Source organism: Vibrio harveyi NBRC 15634 = ATCC 14126 = KCTC 12724, assembly GCF_001591145.1.
In the GTDB taxonomy this organism is placed as follows: Bacteria; Pseudomonadota; Gammaproteobacteria; order Enterobacterales; family Vibrionaceae; genus Vibrio; species Vibrio harveyi.
The window spans coordinates 1-516 of the sequence record NZ_BCUF01000186.1 but is presented as its reverse complement, the minus strand read 5'-3'; the positions used below and the strand labels follow the sequence as shown (position 1 = coordinate 516).

The 516-nt window shown below is 41.7% G+C and carries 1 protein-coding gene; it reads right to left on the bottom strand.

Going from position 1 to position 516, the window contains the following annotated elements; genetic code table 11:
* Positions 1–17: 17 nt before the first annotated feature.
* Positions 18–425: a DUF1330 domain-containing protein gene (locus VHA02S_RS25120; protein WP_038899727.1), complete on the bottom strand. Its 408-nt coding sequence runs from the start codon at positions 423–425 to the stop codon at positions 18–20.
* Positions 426–516: the final 91 nt, after the last annotated feature.

Below are 516 nucleotides of genomic sequence, written 5' to 3'. Positions count from 1 at the left end.
GATTGTTATGTTGTGACTCAAGGTATCTTCGTTTCTATGTTTAACTGCCCTGCCAACCCGGCTTCGCGATGCACGCTTAATGCTAAGAACTCTTCGGATGACGTCATTTCAAGAAGCGATTGGCGAGATGGATATTTTACAATGACAAATGAGTCCCAAAGGTCTTCAACTTGCCCAAGAATAAGACCAATCACCTCTGAATAGAAGACAACCTCAGCACCATACTTTTCCAAAACCTTAAGCATAGGCTGACCATAAAGTTCATATGCTTCTTTGCCCGTTAGATTAGTTTCTCGACCATCTGCATATTCTGCCTTCTCTTTAAACTTGAAAAGGTTTAGTAGATGAATTTCACCTGATTCCGGTGAAGATTTTAACCTTTCCATCTGACTTTCTGATGGAAAAAGCTGATTCAGAACTTCCATATTCTCTCCTGCAACATAACGCCTTGTTAAGGTGTGAGGCACGCAATACCTAAGCCGCCGCATAACACCTTAACCACTAAAACCAACGCAT

Coding starts and splice junctions, on each gene's coding strand:
- VHA02S_RS25120 (WP_038899727.1), bottom strand. CDS start 425: ATGGAAGTTCTGAATCAGCTTTTTCCATCAGAAAGTCAGATGGAAAGG.